Genomic DNA, 14,138 nt, shown 5'->3' with positions numbered 1-14,138 from the left:
TTGCTGGAGTTGCCTTTGCCGCGAACGGGTCGAGGGTGGAAGGGACGCTGTTTTGATGGGTTTTGCTCTAACGAGCTTGCTGGAAAAAGACTTCGAAGTCGTCAAAGATGGAACTTCCTGAGGACCACGAGGTGAGTCCGAACTGGCTGTCGATCGGGACGGCTTGTCCCAGGTCAAAAGAAGCTGCCTCGAAGTAGGGGCCGCCCGCCGGATCGAAAATACGCAGACTTACAATCGAAGAACCTTGGGTTCCTGCAACTTCGAGTTCGAAGAGTTCTCCGCTTGAGAAACCCGGCGTTGGGTAGTTGGGCAGTGAGTTCTCCGCGAGAAGAGGGGCACCACTTTGGTTCCCTTGATTGACGCGGAAGAGCCGGACATCCTTGTCGGCTCCGCCGGGTGTGCTGCGACCGTCGGCCAGCATGAACTGCCAGAAGCTGGAATCCTCCCCGTTGCCGACGATTCCGAAGGCGATTCCCGAGGCAACGCCGGTATTGGTGAAGCCGGTCTTGGCCGTGACCCGAAACTCCGATCCGGACGCGAGCCCTGAGGAATTGAAGGTGGCCAGTGTGACGGGGCCTGGGGGTGCAGCAAGTTGGTTTGAATTGAAGGTGAAATCGGCTCCCCCATTGCCTGCGATGGAAAGTGCCCAAGCAGAGTCAGCGTCGAGAGCGCCGGATTTACCGTCGAAATTGTCCTGGCCGACCGAACCTTCAGACGTCGGAGCCGGAACGAAGCGTTGGCCTCGACGGGTCATCTCGCTCGGTGAGATATTGTAGTCCTCGGTCTCACGACGCCAGTGTCCGAGTTCGCGCCGAAGCTCCAATCTAACGGAAGCAAGCGAGGGATCGTCGATCAGGTTGTTGGTGCACCAGAGGTCGGCATCGAGATCGTAGAGTTCCTCGGGTGGGAGGTCGCCTTCGACGATTTGACGGAGGAGTTCCCGTTGGGGTGTTCCAGTGGCGGCGACGGTGGCATCGTAGGTGTTGTTGTACCAAGGGCTTCCCGGTTGGTATTGGTCCTGATTCAAAACGGCATTCGGTACCGCGAGACTGCCGCCGACTGGCTGCGTCAGATTTCGAATGTAATAGTAGCGCCCATCCGTGACGGCCCGGCCGGTATAGTAGCGGTGGCAGGCCGTGAGCATGGTCTTGCGGTCGGGGAAGTCATTCTGTGTGCCATCGAGGATCGGCCACAGGGATTTCCCGAGATGGCTCGGCATTTGCGGGGTGCCGGTCAGTGCGGTGAGCGTGGGGGTGACGTCGAGGTGGCTGACCGGTTCACGAATGCGGCGCCCACCGTTGATACCCGGACCGGAGATGATCAGTGGAATGTGGAGACCAGCGGAGTAGACGCTTTGCTTGGCGCGATGGAGGCCCATGCCGTGGTCGGAAGTGAAAAAGACGATGGTTTCGCCGCTCAGGCCGTGTGCGGCGATTCGGTCGAGGCAGGCCTGGAAGATGTCGTCAATGACCTCGATGTTGCCGAGGTAGTTGGTGATGTCCTGCCTGACAGCCGGGACATCAGGGTAGCAATTCGGGACGTCAATGGCTGCGGTATTGACGTTGGTCACGCGACCGTCGCCGACTTGGCTCCCGGTTTGCTGCCAGACACCGTTCGCTCTGGGAACGGCGTGAAAGGGAAGGTGCGGCGATCCGAGATTGGCCCAGAAGAAGAAGGGTCGATTGCCGGCCTTGGCAATCACATCATCCATCGCACTTGCTGCAACTGCGGGAGTTCCCAGATTGGCGTAACCTTCGTGATAGGGGAACTTGCGGATCGGTTGGACGTGGGACTTGGACGAAACGGCGGTGAACCAACCGCGGTCGCGGAAGATTTCGATCAGGGTCGGCAGGTCCTCATGAACGCCGCCAAGCCCGAGATTGGAGGGGTCCGAACCAGCGGGGAGAGGAAAGTTGAAGCCATAGTTGGTGACATTCCGGTGGGCGCTGTTGGTGTGTGGAAAGGTGCCCGTGTAGAAAGCCATCTTGCTCGGGCTGCAGACTGGTGAGAGGGCGAAGGCCCGATCAAAGACGACACCAGATCCTCCCATCGAATCGAGATGAGGTGTCTCGATCCCGCGCGTGCGATTGTTGGCCGGAATGTCACTATCACCTGCGAATCCGTCGGCCGGATTGGTGTCGTAGAGGCCCAGGTGGATGTTCTGATCCTCAGTGATGAAGTAGAGGACATTGCGGAGAGGGACAACCGGCGAGGTGCCCAGCATGAACTCCTGTCCGTCGAGAACCGTGTCATTGTCGAAGTCGGTGCTGGCAGTGATGTGTTCGAGACCGGTGAAGCCGTCGCTGTCATTGGAGAGGATACACCATCTCTCGAAGTCGTCGTCGATGCCATCATCATCACTGTCGCTGCGAACGAGAGGGTTGGTTCCGTTGAGAAACTCGATGTCGTCGGGCACCTTGTCGCCGTCGGTATCCCAGTTCTCCGGGTCGGTTCCCAGAATACTCTCTTCCTTGTTCGTCAGCGAATCGGTGTCGGAATTCAGCGAGTCATAGCGGGAGATGGAATAGAACTTTCGCGACCCGCTTGTAGGAGTCACCGTTGAGCGAAGTGAACCATCGGATTGGGTCGGTTCTGATCGTCTGGTCCAATCGACAAGATTCTCGGTCTCGTGAATCGTGTCGCGCATCCACTTTTCTCCCTGATGGTCAAACTGATCGAGACCCTCGCCAACTCTGAAGTCAATGGGTTCAAAGAAGGAATCCGGGTCGGTCGGATCGGTCCATGAGCCCCCTTCGGTTCGATTGCTACTGCCGTCGCCGTCGTCATCCGCATCGAGATTGGCGGCTGCAGCAGGGTAAAGGCTTTCCCAAACATCGCTGATCCCATTCTGATTGGCATCAAGCGCCAAAGCCGTCAGCGGATGGCTGATGGTCGACGCTAACAGGATGGCTCGAAGGCAGTTCAAGAGATGGGTTTCGTTGAGGATTTCAAAAGCTTGGTGTCGTCATTGAAGGGCCGACGCATCGTCTATGCTTGGCGCGGCTGAAGAAGAATGGCTCTAAGCAACGGTTCTTATCACATTGCTATCGGAACCACGCTTTGTCATGGCACACATTCGTGTGTCAGGAGATTTGTCATCGTTGTGGCGAGAGGGATTCAGGGCTCTTCGACCCTGATCCGGTAGAATCCACGATCCTCGTCTGTGCTGGCCGAATCCCGGCGGAGTTCGACGATTCTGGTGATGCCGTCGGCTTGGGTGGCGCTGGAGACTTCCGTCCAAGTGGCTGTGGTATCGATCCAAGGCGTCAGGGTTTGGGATTCCTCCACGTCGAGAGACAGGCCGGTCAGATTGATGCGCTGATGGATTCGCAGTTCGGGGAATTTTGATCCGCCGTCCTCAGCAATCCGGAGTGTCGGAAGGCGGTTGGTCGCGACCGTATCAGGATCCGCGCCGAAGGAGTAGGCGAGCAGTTGCGGCATGCCATCGACCAGGCGGGATTGCTCGGGGTATTCGGAGACGTCCGATTGCTCCCACTCCTGATAGATGAAAGTGGCTTCGGTGGAGGCCGAGCCGGAGCTTGAGGCGATGCCGGCCTTGAGATCTGCGTCGAGCGCGATGGTTTCGGTGGACAGCGTGGTCCAGGCAAGACCGTCAGGTGAACAGGATGAGGTGAAGGTGTTTCCTTTTCTGGTGAGACGCAGGAAGAGCGGCTTGGACAGCTTGGCGCTGGGGCCGCTGGAGCTTGGTTCGCCCGTTTGGACACGGTGGATCAGGGAGCAGTCACCGGCGTCGCTCACTCCGGTCATGACGAAGGCGCTGTCGGCATCGAAGGACTCGCGGAGCATGATGCCGCCGATGGCGGAGGTGGCATTCTCCATCGACTGGAGACGGAGCACGAGTTCGCCGTCACCGAAGAAGGGTTTGCTGACGAAGGTGAAGGCGTCGCTTGTTCCGCCGATGCCGGCACTTGAAGTACTAACGGTCCAGTATTCATGGATCTCGGAAGTGTCTGATGAGGTTCCTGTTCCGATGTCGGAAACGGTGAAGCCGACTGGCACCGGGCTGTAGAGTTCGCCGGTGGCCGGGGCTTCATAGCGCATGTGCTGGTTTCCGAGTTGAGAAAGCGTCTGACGATTCGGGTAGGTGCGTGAATTGTTGCCGTAGGTGTCGATCGCCCATTGGTCGTAGAGGGCGGACATCTCGTCGACTTTCGCCGGGAAACGACGAGCAAGATTTCGGGTTTCGGTGCGGTCGTCGGTGAGATTGTAGAGCCTCCATGGACCGCTGCGGAAGGAGACGAGTTTCCAGTCGTCCTTGATCACGGCAAAGCAGTTGTCGCTGAATTCGAATCCCCAGAAATCAGGTGCCGGTCGTCCCGTGCCGTTGAAGATCGGCAGCATGCTCTTGCCATCCATCGGTGGAGCGGGAGCCCCGGTGTTGGTGGTGAGGGAGTCGTAGTCGCAGGAACCGATGTCGACGAGTGTCGCCATGATGTCGACGACGTGGGCAGGTTCGTCGGTGGTGCGGCCGGGCTCGATCACAGCCGGCCAGCGGGCAACGAATGGCGCGCAGATGCCGCCCTGGTCCTGGGCCTGCTTGTAGTATTGGAACGGAATGTTGCTGTAGGCGGCCCAACCCGATCCGGGGTCCCATCGGGAGTTCGGGTTGTTCGGATCGACCTGGCGTTGAGCCAGGCTCGCGTTGTCGAAAGCCTGGGCACCATTGTCGCTGCAGAAGATCACGAGGGTGTTGTCGACCTTTTCCAAGGTCTCTAACAGGTCGAGAACCTTGCCGACATTCTGGTCCATCGAGTCGACCATGGCGGCGTAGACGGCCCGGCGGTGATCCTCACGGTCCTGCGTCACCGCATCGAGCTCATCCCATGCGGGAATGTCTTCGCGACGGGTGGGAAGTTGCCATTGGGGGTCGACCAGTCCGGAGTCGATCTGGCGCTGCTATTTCTCCTGTCGCAGAATGTCCCAGCCTTTCGCTTTGTAGCGGTTCCGGTACTTGTTGATGAGCGGAACGGGAGCTTGCAGGGGTGTGTGTGGAGCGTTGAAGGAGAGGTAGAGGAAGAAGGGCCGGTCGGGATGCTTGGCGACGGAATCATTGATGAAAGCGCAGGCATGATCGCCAATCGCATCGGTCATGTAGTAGCCCGGCGGGAATGAAGTCTGGTAGCTGAACTGATTCGAGCGCCGAGTGAAATGGGAGGAGTCGTGAGGCGAGATGAAGTTCCCGGCTTCCTCGGTATCGAGGGACACGGTAGTCGGCGAAATGGCGGTAGGGAAATAGTTCGAAGACCCGCGGTAGAGTCCGTAGAAGTGATGGAAACCCCGATCAATCGGAGTCCTGCCACTGTCGGCGTCTCCGAGATGCCACTTTCCTGAAACGTAGGTCCGATAGCCTCCGCTGCGCATTGCCTCGCCAAGGGTCGCACCATTCTGAACCTGCAATCCTGAGCGACCGTGATAGAGGCCGGACATCAGGCAGGAGCGCGTGGTCTCGCATTTGGCGTTGTTATAGAACTGCCGCATGCGGATGCCTTGGGCGGCAAGACTGTCGATGTGGGGCGTCTCGATTTCGCCGCCATAACAAGCGAGGTCGGAATAACCCATATCGTCCGCAATAATGAAGATCACGTTGGGGGCGGAAGGGTCTGGGTCAGGATCGGTGGTTCCGCCGGAATCGCCAAAGTCGATCTGCTGGAGTCGCGACCCGCCGACACCGGACGACTGGTCTTTGATAGTGATGGTGGGGACTTCGATCGGTGGGTTGAATTCAATCCGGCCTTTGCCATTTGCAGCGGTGGGGTCCAGGTGGATGTAGGTCCATCCGCTTCCCGTGGCGGCGGTGTTTCCGGTGACACTGATCGCAGGCAGTGCCTCGGATTCGATCTGGACGGCGTCTTCCGCGGCGGCAGCCGCGGTGCCACCAAAATTTCCGAAGGTGATCCCATCCAGACTGATGTTCACCGGGTTTCCTCCGCTTGCGGCGTCGAAGAAATCGAGTCGGATCGATTCCCCGGCGCTGAGTTGATTGCCCCCGGGGTTGCCGACGACTCCAAGGCCCGAGTCATTGACGTGACCGCTGACTTCGGCATTTTCGGTATCGGTCAGAGTGATCTCCATCCAGACGCCCGAATCGATCAGGGTGCGTGGCCGTGCATTGACGTCGATCTCGGCGTTGGCAGTGACACCTTGGAAGACTTCAAGGTCGGCTTGGGAGTCGTCAAAATCGAAGTTGATTGTTCTGGCGGAACAGAGGCCGGCGAGAAGCACCGAAAGAAGCAAAGTGAGTTTGTTCATGGCCTCCATCAGGGAATATCGACTTTTACTCGGAAGAACGCCGGGTCACTGCCAAGGGGTGTCGAAAACTCAATGGTTTTGTCATCGGAGAGGGGTCCGATCAATCCACCTGAATCCCAATTCAAGAGGTCAGCGATGAATGGCACTGTTTTAAGCCCAGCTTCGGGTCGCAAGGTCCAAAGTCTGAAAGTCTGAAAGTCGGAAGGTCCGAACTGCCGAGCGCTTGGGATGATAGCCGACGCACGAACCAAGGGACTTTCGACCTTTGACCTTAAGACTTTGGACCTGTCCCCGGAAGGGCGGTAGATTCTTGAGAACCGGCTTAAAACAGTGGCATTCAGGTCAGTGATTTGTTCTAGGTGGCATCTTCGCCCAGCCCGCCCATCGATGCCTGGCGTGAACTCGGAGTCGGATGAGTCGACGATCAGGGCATGGAGGCGATCGGTGGCTGCAACCCACCCATCGCAAATCCTAGAGGAGTCGCTACCAATATCGGCGGCCGAGAGCCCTACGGGAATCCGTGCTATCTCCGACCAACTCATTTCCAGAGGTTAGTTCCTATCCTGTCTGGCTCCAGCGTATTCTGCGATTGCTTGCCAAGCGTCAAGCCGCCGGAGCAGATTTCTTGAAGACGGGAAACTTGGCTCGTGGTGTGGAGTGCGGAGAGTCTTCAGTGCCGTCCAGAGGCAATCCGCTACTACTGTTTCCATCGTAGGCGAAATGGCTTGTGCGTGTTTTCAAAGACCAGACCAGACCGGACGCCACCCCTCGTTCAGCATGGGATTTCCCGTACAACTTCGAGATTTTGTCGAAGTGCTGATAGATCGAGCTTCGTCCGGGCTCGGGGGGAAGAGCGTGGGTTCGGAAGCAGCCATGTCAGCATGGCGATGCTTGGGCTTAGGGCTCAAGGAGGGGGGCGACAAACCTGTTCTTGGCGCCTCAGGAGCTCTCCTTGGGATGATCGACGAATGGCGCGAAGGTCACCTTTTTGAGAGTGGCCGCCGACTTGTCGGCCATGGCGACCAAGGTGTCGTGGAGGGGGCAGGGCTCTCCGATTCCACACCAGCCGGGGCCGAATGGGCAACTGCTCGGGTCACGATGGCCTTCGAAAATTTCGACAACCTCAAAGACTGAGATTGCCGCCGGGTCGCGAGCAAGTCGGTAGCCGCCGCCGGGTCCGCGTGTACCGTGAACGAAGCCATATTGGGAAAGCTGGGTCAGAACCTTGGCCACAAGAGGCTGCGAAAGGTTCCGATTCTCGGCGACTTGGGCGGAACTCAATCTGATGCCCTTGGGAAACACCTCTGCCAAGGCGCTCATTGCGGCCACGGCGCAGCCACTCATTTTTCCGTATCCGAACATTTAGGAGGTGGTTTGCTTGGGTAGACTCTAGTGTGGGAAGCGATGGTGATTCGAGTTGATCAGCCCGTTACTAGGACCATCAGAACCATTGGTGACGGGATGGATTAAACAAGAAAAAAGAATTTTTATTCTTTAATAAGGTTGATGCTGCGATGGCGTGGCTTTAGGGTGCCCTTGCTATGGCACTGAGCGATATTCGAGGACGGGAAGAGATTGTTCGACTCGTTGACAGGTTTTACGACAAGGTGCGTGAAGACCAGCTGTTAGGGTTCATCTTTGACGACGTGGCTAGTGTCGATTGGGACACCCATTTGCCGAAGATGTATGCTTTTTGGCAGACGGTTTTGTTTCGCGACGGTGGCTTCAGGGGAGATCCGATTGGCAAGCATGCCAAGCTGGTTCCGCTGACGATGATGGGTCGAGAGCAGTTTGATCAATGGTTGCAGGTCTTCGAGTCCACTGTTGATGAGCTTTTTGTGGGTGAGAATGCGACCCATATCAAAGCCTGTGCCTCCGATATGGCGAACGTGATTCACTCGAAGATCAATGGCATTCCCAATGAGAAATTTGATCCCTCGAAACTGACGGACGGGCAGCGAGCGAAGTATGCGGCGTATCGGAAAGAGTAGTCGCTAAGTTTCCGTGCGGCGTGTCAGCCGTAGGCAGGTGCTCAGCGATGTCATGGACCTGTGGCTATCAACGGAGGCTTGGCGCCTGACCCGCAGACTGTGGAATTGCTCCGCAAGCTCTCGCCGCCTGAGTATTGGGATCTGGAATCTGCGCTGCGTGTTATTACACGTGGCGGCGGTCTTTACGGGCGAGAGCCGTTGGAAACTCGGCTGGTATCGAAAGTTGTGCGTTCTGCTGATGAGAGTCGTAAGTCCGGGCCAATTTGGCCGGAGCGAGGATGATGGTTCCTCTGGGGATCGAAGCCACAAGTCTGGGATTGTGAACGCATGGTGTTGGGTTGCCGAGTTCCTGTCCGCATGAATGGGAATGATCCCTTAACAAAAAAGGAATTTAAACTCTTTTAATCTTGTAAAGTAATCTACAGCGGAAGAACGTGCTGCCGATATGAGTCATTCAGCAGTAGTATTTTCTCCGGCGGGAACGCCGATGTTGGAGCGGACGGTGGGCGAGATTGTCGCCGAGCGTCCTTCGCAGTCGCGGGTCTTCCAGTCCTTCGGGATCGACTTTTGCTGTCAGGGCGGGCGCACGTTGCGCGCGGCCTGCGAGAAGAAGGGAATCGATCCCGCTGCGGTCGTTGATCAGCTCGAGGCCGAGCTGCGCGACAAGCCTGCCCCGGAGGTGAATCCCGCGGATTTTCCGCCGGTCGAACTGGTCGATCACATTGTAGAGACCCACCACCGATTCTTGCGGGATGAGCTGCCCCGGATTCACGCCATGGCGCAGCGAGTGGCGCAGGTTCACGGGCCGCACACGCCATCACTGGTGACGGTGTTGGAGGTTTTCGAACCGATGATGATCGAGCTGGCGCATCACATGATGAAGGAGGAAGACGTGCTTTTTCCAGCTATCAAGACGATGGCCTCGGGGGGCTCGGCGGGGATTCCGCTGGACGGGGCCATCGCCACGATGCTCGAGGAGCATGACGAGGCCGGTGCCGCGCTGGCGAAGATGCGCGAGCTGACGAACGGCTTCACGCCGCCGGCCAAAGCCTGCAACACCTACCGGGCGCTGTTTGCCGGGCTGGCTGAGCTTGAGGAGGACCTTCACCGGCACATCCATTTGGAAAACTCGGTGCTGTTTCCGGCAGCACGGCAAATGGCGGAAGCCTGACGATTTCTGATCAGGCAAGGTCGGGCAAGGTCGGGGGCGCGCCACGGTTGGTGGGCGTTCCCGTTCCTTCTTTCATGATGGCAGCGAAGCAGAGGTGAAAAACTTTCGAATCAGCCTCGCAGATCAAGATGAAGATTCACTCCACACCGCTGGTCCTGGCACTTAGCACGGCTTTGCTCGCCTGCCAACGCCCCTCCAAAGACGAAGACATCAGCGCCGATAACAAGGCCTCCGGAAGTTCCTCGGCGTTGGCGTCTCAGTCCGGACAAGCTGCCAAATGGGCCATGCCGGAGACCATGATGCGACACATCCGCAAGCTCGAAAAGGATGTCAGTATGCTTGAGTCATCCGGGGAAAAGGACCACGCGGGGCTCGCGGTGAAGATCGACGGGCACACCGGGCAGTTGATTTCCGATTGCACCATGGAAGGCGAGGGCCACGACGCGCTGCACGACTGGCTGATGCCGTTTCTGCAGCTCAACAAGGACTATGCCTCCGCACCCGATACGACCGCCAAAGCGGCCAGGTTCAAAGAGATTCAGGATTCGCTCACGGCGTTTCGCGAGCGCTTTGAATAGGGGGATGCGGGACAAGAACCCGTAACTCAAGCGTCGCCCTGCCGGGGTGCCATCGTTGGTCTCGACTCAGTTGGGGATCCCGGGCGGAGAAGCGGCTCCGAATCCGTCGCTCAACAGCGGGAAGGATCGGTGGGCGGGCGTCCGGCGCGTTCGAGGGATTTCCTCTTTCGCGGGCAGCGGCTTTTGAGCACGCCTTCTTCAAAGACGGGCTGGCGGAGTTCGCGGCGGAGCTTCCAGGACCAGAAGAGCAGCACGAACAGCCACATCAGGGCGGCGTAGATGAAGTGCGAGACGCGGACCTTGGGGATGAACTCGGAGGTCAGGCGGGTGGCGGCGGTGAAGAGCACCATTGCCCACAGCGCGTGGCACCAGCGCAGCGGGGAACTGAGGCGGTCGTGGCGGTTGTTGTGGCCGAGGATGACCCGGGTGGCGGCAGCGAGCATGAGCAGGCCGGCACCGCCGATGAACATGAGGTGCAGGCCGCCAACACGCAGATGGGGAAAGGCCACGGCAAGCAGCCAGCCGCCGGCGGCACAGGGGACGACCCACCGGACGGCGAGGCCGAGGCCGTTGACCTTGCCCCAGGCGAACAGCCCGGGGACCGAGCGGGCGAGGTGGAGTGTGACGACCACGGCGCGAAGAATGTGTCCGGCGCGACCGTGGCCCCAGGCCTCGAGGGCGAAGCTGGCGATGAGCAGGAGTCCGGCGGCAAGGGATTCGAGGAAGGGACGCATCCAGCCTGCGGGGATCGTGAGGCTTTCGTCGAAGGAATGCGGCGAGGGTTTTCCGAAGAAGCGGGGGAGCAGGTAGGGCGCGACGCCGAGGATGGGCAGCCACAGGAAGCCCTGGAAGTAGAGCAGGCGCAGGAACTGATGGACGGCGAGTGACGTAGGAATGCCGAGGCCTAAAATGATCGCGGCGGTGGCGGCACCGGCGATCCCGAGGACGGCGAGCGGCAGACCGGGCGGCGGGACGTCCTGGCGGGCGAAAAGGAAGCGTCCCAGCAGGCTGGCGAGCAGGCTGATGAGCCAGATGCCGGTGAGCCCGTCGGCGGTGGTGATGCGGTTGACGCCGAGCGCGACCATCACCGCCAGCGAGAGGGCGAGGTGGAGGAGGAGTTCGGCGCGGTGGAAGGGTCGGGTGCCGAGCAGACGCGGGCCGGCGGTGCCGAGGAAGCCGGTGATGAAGCAGCCGCCGAGGCCGATGACCATCCAGCGGGCATGGGCTTCGAGCGGGTAGTAATCGATCCACCCGGCGAAGACGGCGGGCCATAGCAGCACGCCGATGGCGGAGGCGAGGAGTCCGAGCGGAAAGAACAGTCGGAAGGGCTCTTCGGCGAGGCGGGTCAGCTTGATCATGGGATGTTACCCGGTGGATTCGCTTTTTATTGTTAGAAGTGATAGTTGAGTTCGAGGGAAACCCGGGTGGTATCGAAGGGTGCGGGATTCGGGATCGGTCCGGCAGTTGGGCCAGCAGAGTCGAAATAGGCCAGCTTGGTGATGGCGACGAAATGTTCATTGAACTTCTTGGAGAGCGTGAGGTCGTATTCCCAGCCATAGTCGAAGCGTGAGTTGTTGTCGCCGAAGAGGTGGATGGTTTGGGTGAAGTTGAGATCCCAGAAGGGGAGGGGCAAGGCGTGGCGGAGGTGGAGATCGTTGAGGCCAGGATTGGTGACGAGGCCGATCCGGGGGTTGATGAAAGCGTCCGCATATCCGTTGAAACTATGGACGGTTGCCAGGGGAGTGACGAAGCCTGCGCCGAGGTATTCCCAGCCGAGGGTGAAGGTGCTTTCTCCCGCCTCCGCGGAGGCGTAGAGATGGGCATAACCGGTCTCGTCCGGTTTGGTGGGAGGTGAGCTTGAAGTGTTGGTCTGGAGCGCGAGCTCGGCGTAGAGGGTCACGGGGCCGAGGGGCGAGGTGGCGATCAGGCCATAGGTGTTGTTGCTGATGTAGCCTGCATTGGCGGCAGTCTTGTCGAAGTTCATCAGGTAGGCGTAGGCGGTGAGTGTGGCATCGCCAAAACCGGTGTAGGACGCATTGAAGAGATTGATGTCGCCAGCGAAGCTACGCAGGGCACCGGTGGCATACGAACCGAAGATTCGGTTGGCACGGTTGGCGTAAGCGTAGAAGAGTTTGAGGTCGTCGATGCATTCGTTCTGGATACTGAAGGCATCGTAGGTTTGCTCGTTCTGGCGCCAGCCGACGTTCCCCACGAAGGCTGCATTGTCCAAAATGATGCGCTGGCGACCGGCGCGGATGAGTGTGTCCGAGCTGTCGTATTGTAGGTAGGCTTGGTTGAGTTCGTTGGTCTTGGGGTCGTAGATTCCTGTTAGGTTGGGATTGTTTGGGTAGGTGGATGCACCCGGCCCGGAGTCGTATCGATTGGTGATGACTTGCAGGAATTCGCCTTCGATGAGGGCGCTGAAACCGTAGATGTCACGGGTGACGAGGCCGATGCGTTCGCGGACGGTGAGTGCGTTGGCGGACTGGAGAGCTGGTGAGTTGATGTCGCCGTATTCGTAGCGGAGGCGGATATCGAGGGTGGGTGTGACCCAGGGCTCGCTAGGGGTAACGATCGCGGGTGAGGGCGTGGTGTTGCCAGCGTGGGCGAGAAGTCCGAGGCACAAGAAGAGAGCGAGAAAGTGTGCAAATTTCATGGTTTCTCGAGCGGTTTGCGAAGCGCGGTAATGAGATCGGCGGGATCGGTGCCGAGTCCTTCCTGGCGGTGAACGATTTCCCCGGTGGGGGAGAGCAGGGCGATGATGTTGGAGTGGGCGAAGTCGGTCTCGGTGGTCTTTCGGTAGCGGATGCCCAGGGCGACGGAGAGTTCGAGGATGGCGTCCTCGTCGCCGCGCAGGCCGAACCAGCGCTGGTGGTCGACTTTGTACTGGTCGAAGAAACTCTTGATCTGTTCGGGGGTGTCGCGCTCGGGGTCAATGGAGACGAAGACGACCGCAAGGTTTGCGCGTTCTTCGGCGGTGAGTTTTTTCTCGATGCCGAGTAGGTCGGTAGCGAGTCGCGGGCAGGCGAACTTGCAGGTGGCGTAGCCCATGGTGATGAGGACCGGGCGACCTTTGAGGTCGGCGAGGGTCATCGGCTTGCCAAGCTGTGTGGTCCAGGTGGCGTCGAGTTGATAGATCGATTCGGCGGTGGCGGCGTCGGCGTCCTCCTTGTGCTCGCAGCAGGATGGGGTCGCTTCTTTCGCTGGAAGCGCGGTGCAGACGGCGAGACTGAAGAGAAGCGCGAGGGCGATGCGTCCGCCTGAAGGCGGGACTACGAACAGATTGGGTTGAAGATTCATGGTTTTGGTGGAGCGGTTTCGGCATCGCGGGCACCGCGGAAGCCGAGGTTGGTGACGGTGAAGTTGCCTTCCAGGCTGGAGCGGAAGGCGTAGCGCATGAAGGCGGCGTAGTTGGCGGCGTCGGTGGCATTGAGCGCGCCGCCGGCGCAGAAAAGTGCCCGGTCGAGCGAGGCGTCGTTGCGGGCGGCACCGGTGACCATCTGGTTGTTGAAGTCGCGGACCCATTCCCAGACGAGACCGTGCATGCCGGTGACGCCGCGGAAGTCGGTCTCGGCGGTGGTGACGGCGGGCAGGACGGGTGGGTTGGGCTTGCCATACCAGGCGAGGATGCGGGCAAGAAAGGCGGGGTCGGTGGAGGCGTCGGCGCGGGTGGCATCGGCGCGGGCGGCCAATTCCCATTCGTCCTCGGTGGGCAGGCGTTTGCCGTGGGCCTTGAGGTAGGCGCGGGCGGCGAACCAGGAGACTCCAACCACGGGTGCGTCAGGCGGGGCGGACGCACCGAGTTCAAGATCACCGCGCCAATGAGACAGGTAGCTTTCCGCGGCGAACAGGCGGCTGACCTTCGAGCGTTGCCATTTTGGGTGCTCGCGGACGAAGTCGAGGAACTGGGCGTTGGTGACCGGGCGGCGGTCGAGCAGGAAGGGTGCGACGCTGCGGGGTTGGTCGCGGTCGCCGAACATGGGCAGGTAGTCACCGCCCTCGACTCTGGCCATTTCCGGCGGGATGGCCGGGAGGTTACCAGCTGCTTCTTCCCCCCGAAGGAAGCAGCTGGCGAGAGCGAGGATGAGGGCGGCGGTTTTCATCGTGGGATGAAGGTTCGGGTGAGGG

General features: G+C 59.6%; 9 protein-coding genes and 1 pseudogene. 3 read left to right on the top strand and 7 right to left on the bottom strand.

The window, feature by feature from the left end; translation table 11 throughout:
* Nucleotides 1-67 precede the first annotated feature (67 nt).
* From WBG04_RS04730 to WBG04_RS04720, 3 genes and pseudogenes are all read right to left on the bottom strand, one after another.
* Nucleotides 68-2,926 (bottom strand): sulfatase-like hydrolase/transferase, encoded by a 2,859-nt coding sequence (locus tag WBG04_RS04730; protein ID WP_424313228.1) that lies wholly within the window; start codon nucleotides 2,924-2,926, stop codon nucleotides 68-70.
* Nucleotides 2,927-3,117: 191 nt separating this feature from the next.
* Nucleotides 3,118-6,093: pseudogene (locus WBG04_RS04725) on the bottom strand (arylsulfatase).
* Between the two features lie 1,116 nt (nucleotides 6,094-7,209).
* On the bottom strand, nucleotides 7,210-7,614 hold the full coding sequence (locus tag WBG04_RS04720; protein WP_424313227.1) for an RrF2 family transcriptional regulator: 405 nt from the start codon (nucleotides 7,612-7,614) through the stop codon (nucleotides 7,210-7,212).
* A gap of 197 nt (nucleotides 7,615-7,811) precedes the next feature.
* On the opposite strand from WBG04_RS04720, the gene WBG04_RS04715 reads away from it, so the two are divergent.
* The 3 genes from WBG04_RS04715 (at nucleotide 7,812) to WBG04_RS04705 (ending at nucleotide 10,010) form a co-directional block, all read left to right on the top strand.
* On the top strand, nucleotides 7,812-8,261 hold the full coding sequence (locus WBG04_RS04715) for a group III truncated hemoglobin (protein WP_424313226.1): 450 nt from the start codon (nucleotides 7,812-7,814) through the stop codon (nucleotides 8,259-8,261).
* Nucleotides 8,262-8,748: 487 nt separating this feature from the next.
* On the top strand, nucleotides 8,749-9,432 hold the full coding sequence (ric, locus tag WBG04_RS04710; protein ID WP_424313225.1) for an iron-sulfur cluster repair di-iron protein: 684 nt from the start codon (nucleotides 8,749-8,751) through the stop codon (nucleotides 9,430-9,432).
* A gap of 128 nt (nucleotides 9,433-9,560) precedes the next feature.
* Nucleotides 9,561-10,010: a hypothetical protein gene (locus WBG04_RS04705; protein WP_424313224.1), complete on the top strand. Its 450-nt coding sequence runs from the start codon at nucleotides 9,561-9,563 to the stop codon at nucleotides 10,008-10,010.
* Between the two features lie 110 nt (nucleotides 10,011-10,120).
* On the opposite strand, the gene WBG04_RS04700 is transcribed toward WBG04_RS04705, so the two are convergent.
* Genes WBG04_RS04700 through WBG04_RS04685 form a run of 4 tightly spaced genes read right to left on the bottom strand, consistent with a single transcriptional unit; the run spans nucleotide 10,121 to nucleotide 14,113 of the window.
* Entirely contained in the window at nucleotides 10,121-11,368 is a 1,248-nt protein-coding gene (locus tag WBG04_RS04700; protein WP_424313223.1) for an NnrS family protein, read from the bottom strand.
* A 32-nt stretch (nucleotides 11,369-11,400) separates the two neighbouring features.
* On the bottom strand, nucleotides 11,401-12,666 hold the full coding sequence (locus WBG04_RS04695; protein ID WP_424313222.1) for a hypothetical protein: 1,266 nt from the start codon (nucleotides 12,664-12,666) through the stop codon (nucleotides 11,401-11,403).
* Nucleotides 12,663-13,310 carry an SCO family protein gene (locus tag WBG04_RS04690; protein WP_424313221.1) on the bottom strand — a complete coding sequence of 216 codons (648 nt, stop codon included), beginning with the start codon at nucleotides 13,308-13,310 and terminating at the stop codon, nucleotides 12,663-12,665. The genes WBG04_RS04695 and WBG04_RS04690 overlap by 4 nt, the downstream gene beginning before the upstream one ends.
* Nucleotides 13,307-14,113 (bottom strand): formylglycine-generating enzyme family protein, encoded by an 807-nt coding sequence (locus WBG04_RS04685; RefSeq protein ID WP_424313220.1) that lies wholly within the window; start codon nucleotides 14,111-14,113, stop codon nucleotides 13,307-13,309. The genes WBG04_RS04690 and WBG04_RS04685 overlap by 4 nt, the downstream gene beginning before the upstream one ends.
* Nucleotides 14,114-14,138: the final 25 nt, after the last annotated feature.

Source organism: Haloferula sp., assembly GCF_049672945.1.
In the GTDB taxonomy this organism is placed as follows: Bacteria; Verrucomicrobiota; Verrucomicrobiia; order Verrucomicrobiales; family Akkermansiaceae; genus Haloferula.
The sequence above is the reverse complement of the archived record's forward strand: the minus strand, read 5'-3'. Positions and strand labels throughout refer to the sequence as shown.

Coding starts and splice junctions, on each gene's coding strand:
- WBG04_RS04715 (WP_424313226.1), top strand. CDS start 7,812: ATGGCACTGAGCGATATTCGAGGACGGGAAGAGATTGTTCGACTCGTT.
- ric (WP_424313225.1), top strand. CDS start 8,749: ATGTTGGAGCGGACGGTGGGCGAGATTGTCGCCGAGCGTCCTTCGCAG.
- WBG04_RS04720 (WP_424313227.1), bottom strand. CDS start 7,614: ATGAGTGGCTGCGCCGTGGCCGCAATGAGCGCCTTGGCAGAGGTGTTT.
- WBG04_RS04695 (WP_424313222.1), bottom strand. CDS start 12,666: ATGAAATTTGCACACTTTCTCGCTCTCTTCTTGTGCCTCGGACTTCTC.
- WBG04_RS04705 (WP_424313224.1), top strand. CDS start 9,561: ATGAAGATTCACTCCACACCGCTGGTCCTGGCACTTAGCACGGCTTTG.
- WBG04_RS04700 (WP_424313223.1), bottom strand. CDS start 11,368: ATGATCAAGCTGACCCGCCTCGCCGAAGAGCCCTTCCGACTGTTCTTT.
- WBG04_RS04690 (WP_424313221.1), bottom strand. CDS start 13,310: ATGAATCTTCAACCCAATCTGTTCGTAGTCCCGCCTTCAGGCGGACGC.
- WBG04_RS04685 (WP_424313220.1), bottom strand. CDS start 14,113: ATGAAAACCGCCGCCCTCATCCTCGCTCTCGCCAGCTGCTTCCTTCGG.